This is a genomic window from Saccharospirillum impatiens DSM 12546 (assembly GCF_000423605.1).
Classification (GTDB): domain Bacteria; phylum Pseudomonadota; class Gammaproteobacteria; order Pseudomonadales; family Natronospirillaceae; genus Saccharospirillum; species Saccharospirillum impatiens.
The window spans coordinates 1-3,676 of sequence record NZ_AUIH01000111.1; the positions used below are offsets into that span (position 1 = coordinate 1).

General features: G+C 48.0%; 4 protein-coding genes. 3 read left to right on the forward strand and 1 reads right to left on the reverse strand.

The genetic code is table 11. The features are described 5' to 3' along the window. Positions 1–103: 103 nt before the first annotated feature. Positions 104–1,093 carry a transposase gene (locus G565_RS0120490; RefSeq protein WP_028672474.1) on the reverse strand — a complete coding sequence of 330 codons (990 nt, stop codon included), beginning with the start codon at positions 1,091–1,093 and terminating at the stop codon, positions 104–106. A 668-nt stretch (positions 1,094–1,761) separates the two neighbouring features. On the opposite strand from G565_RS0120490, the gene G565_RS26630 reads away from it, so the two are divergent. The 3 genes from G565_RS26630 to G565_RS25285 all read left to right on the forward strand — a co-directional run bounded on the left by G565_RS26630 (position 1,762) and on the right by G565_RS25285 (position 3,595). After that, on the forward strand, positions 1,762–2,055 hold the full coding sequence (locus G565_RS26630; RefSeq protein WP_028672475.1) for a BrnT family toxin: 294 nt from the start codon (positions 1,762–1,764) through the stop codon (positions 2,053–2,055). Next, positions 2,033–2,257 carry a BrnA antitoxin family protein gene (locus G565_RS0120500; RefSeq protein WP_084649498.1) on the forward strand — a complete coding sequence of 75 codons (225 nt, stop codon included), beginning with the start codon at positions 2,033–2,035 and terminating at the stop codon, positions 2,255–2,257. The genes G565_RS26630 and G565_RS0120500 overlap by 23 nt, the downstream gene beginning before the upstream one ends. A 504-nt stretch (positions 2,258–2,761) precedes the next feature. Next, complete coding sequence (locus G565_RS25285; protein WP_211227242.1) at positions 2,762–3,595, forward strand: hypothetical protein; 834 nt, start codon at positions 2,762–2,764, stop codon at positions 3,593–3,595. Positions 3,596–3,676: the final 81 nt, after the last annotated feature.

Here is a 3,676-nt window from a genome sequence, read left to right on the forward strand (position 1 = left end):
GTCCGGAGTTTGCATTGATGGATCCTGTTGAAGAAAACCACAGCCTGCGGGCTGATAGATTTAAACAACAGGTGGTGCGGTTGGACGCTTACGTTAGGTTAGGTTAGGTTAAGTGCTGAGCGGTGGTGAGCCCTGGTGTTCGCTGATATCCAAACCGCTGGCACTGGGCTTTAATCGAAAGGACCGTGCCCACTATACCTTTGAACTGGCTCTCGAAATGTCGAGTGTTGTAAATCCAGTGTTCGGTATTAATGTTGAGGCGTTCTAGAATCGGTGGAACTTTCTGGTCGATGCTTCCGCGCTTGTCTGTACGAATCTGTCTGCCTGTCCAGTCAACCAGTTCCAGGTAATCCTGTAGCCGAAAGGGAAGGCCTGCAGGCATGTCTTGGCGGGGGTACCCAACGAAAGGAAACATGGGTTTCGGCTGTTTTGGTTCGTGGCTTTCAGGTTCGCTTTGAGCCGTGCTAATGCGCTCTTTAACTGACGTAAAATCGGAAGTTTCAGGAGAGTCAGCCATTTGTGCACGAATAGGGTTTAAATCTACATAGGCCAGGCAAGTTACCAGAGCTTTTTCGTCCAGCAATGCCTGGGATTTGAACCTGCCCTCCCAGAAGCGCCCTGTGCAGCTATCTTCAGCATTGGCTTGTCGTGCAATATCTTCGTTCAAGGCTCGCATAAACCAACTGATCGACATTAGACGGTCACGCCATTCTGTTACCAACTCTGAAAGGACATGGAGTTGCTCTTCATACAGGTCTTTCCCAGCCAGATATTCATGGCTCAGGAAATTGCCGGCATATAGGCTGTGCCAGCGTTGAATGATTTCCGTATCCGACCAGGCTTTGGCTTTCTCGGCGTTGACGTGAAGCACAATGTGGTAATGATTGGACATAACGGCATAGGCGCAGATATCGAGCGCATACACTTTAGTCAACGCCATCATGCGTTGCTCAATCCAGCCACGGCGGTGTTCGTAGTCGTTGCCGGAGTGCTCATCACGGCCGCATAGGAAGGCGCGGCGCACGCACCGGGAGGTGCAGTGGTAGTAGGGGGTTGCCTCCAGGGCGATTTGGCTTTTCCTTGAACGTGGCATAGTGTCTAACCCTGACGGCCCGCTTTGATAATGCTGTATAAAGTACTGGACGGTTGTTCCAGGGTCAAGTGCTACTATGGATGTCCAGATTTGCGCAGATTGGCGTTAGATTGGCGGTTTCCGCTGCTGCTGCAAATTAGCGGCTTATTAAAGACGTTAGGGCTGTCTATTCAAAGTGGTATTACAAGCGTATGGCTAATACTTGGATTGTTAATCTTCAGCATTACCTGAACCAGGATGGATATATCGGGATAGAATCGGGTCCTGGTCGACGTTTGGCATGGCACTTTGCGGCGATCGTACAAGAGACCAGCGGCGACATTGACGGAGAAGGACGTTTCCCAAATGTGCGATGCCGCAGGAGACCCGGTAGAAAACCGTGTGCCGGTGAGATTGAGAGCTATATCGATCCGGAAGATGATGCAATTGTGTGGCGTTGTCCCGTATGTGGAGACAACGGAGCTATATGGGGTTGGGCAGGCACGTTGTGGGATCTCTCAGAAGTTGCTACGAGACACTAAGTACGAAGCCCTAACAAGGCAATGAAATTCGTTCCGGCCTTCGGCCTCCACCGGACGCCCTTGTCATGGTGCCGTTTATTGCTGGCGTTAACAGTGCCTGACTCGGAACCCCTTGACAGTACGTACACTATAACTACAATGTAATGCATGAGCCATCTTACCTTTGACTGGGATCCTCACAAGGATGCCGCTAATCGCAAGAAGCATAACGTCTCGTTCCAAGAGGCCAAAACCGCCTTTACAGACGAGTTCGGCCGACTTATAGCGGATCCAGACCATTCTGATGAGGAGGATCGGTTCATACTCCTCGGTACGAGCATCCATTCTCGTTTGCTGGTGGTGTGCCACTGCGTTAGAGAGGGTGAGACCATTCGAATCATATCTGCGCGAAAGGCGGACAAGCGAGAACGAAAGACTTATGAAGGGTACAGACATGCGTGATCATTACGATTTTTCAGAGTCCGTTAAGAACCCATACGCCAAGAAGCTTAAGAAGCAGGTTACGATCCGGCTGGATGAAGATACCGTCGCATATTTCAAGAATCTGGCTGAGGAAAAAGACCTTCCGTATCAGAGCCTCATTAATCTCTATCTGCGCGACTGCGCACAGTCACATAAAGACCTCAAAATTGAGTGGCAATAAACTGTTAACAAACGGCTGCTGTCGGACAGGCAAAAGCTCCGGCCAAAAAACGGCCTCCACTTTTGCCTGCCGCAGAGCCGGGCGTTAAGCATCAAGGAGGATCAATTGAGAGAGCCTGAATACACTTGCCCAATTTGCTCTACTGAACTCACGTATTTTTCCCGATATCCAAATTACGTTTGCGACTCCTGCGTTGCCAAGGCAACTGACGAAAGTAGCCGTGCTCTGAAGTTTTTCAATACTGGTATGCATGGTGGTTTCAAAGCTGTCTACGCAGATACTAATGGGGAGCGTGAGGGCCACATCTGTTTCATCGAAGGCAACAAGTGCTATGCGGACGAGGCACGGATGGGCGGTATCGTGGTGGAGCTTTATGCTTAACAAGCCGCTTAAGTTTGTTCTCGGCCTGTCGGCCGTCCACCGGACACCACTGTCGTGGCGCCGCTTAGCTCAGCGTTAGCCTCGTCGGGTAGGCCTTAATGCACATAATTGAATGGACTAAATATGAAGTTTAAGGTGCTTACAGCCGGAAGTGCTTGCCCTTTAGAGCATGCAGGGCACGCATATCTGATCACCGACAACTGGGATGATTGGTTTGAGTTTTCAACAATGTATACCTTGGTCTATGTGGACTCAGAAAAGACGAGAAATGCAATCGGCTCTACTAAGATTGGTCAACTCGATATGGAAAAAGACCAAAGAAGACCGAAAATCCCTGATAGTTTTGAAACTTTAGACGAGAGGTTTTTCTCGGTCGGTCAAGATGATAGCTTTTATGAAGAATTGAATCAGCTTGGGGAACAAGTTCGAGATGAAATCTTATCTGCGCTCAACGACATTGCATTAAATGAGAATATATATAATAAAGCAATAAAGGAGCGAGTCACTAGCACATCACTTCTCCGGTCAGTCAGTCATACCTCAATCAAAGGGCAGTATCGCCGACTTGCGAAAGGTGGTGCAAGACTTTCAAAATATTCATTTTCGTACACTTCTCCAATAATGAAGGGTACCCCCTCTGAGCGAATCGATTTAGGTTTTAATGTAATTCCAGAGAGTAATCCGCCCACAAATATCCACGTGCTAATTGGTCGAAATGGCGTGGGTAAAACCCATTTGATGAATAATATGATTAGTTCTTTGATAGATGAGAACTCCACTTCAACAAAAGTTGGAGAATTTACGTCTTTAGATAAGTTAGAAGGAGAGCTTTTTTCTAATGTTGTCTCTGTTACGTTTAGCGCTTTTGACGAAACCGAGCCGTTGCCTGAGAAAAAAGATAAATCTGCTGGAATTCAGTTTTCTTATGTAGGCCTTAAAAGAATTGGCTCTTCGTAGTTTCCTGTGGAAATCCAGTATAATCAGGACTTGATCATACCGAATTTACGGGGAGTCTTTCTGTGGAAATCGAAGAGCATT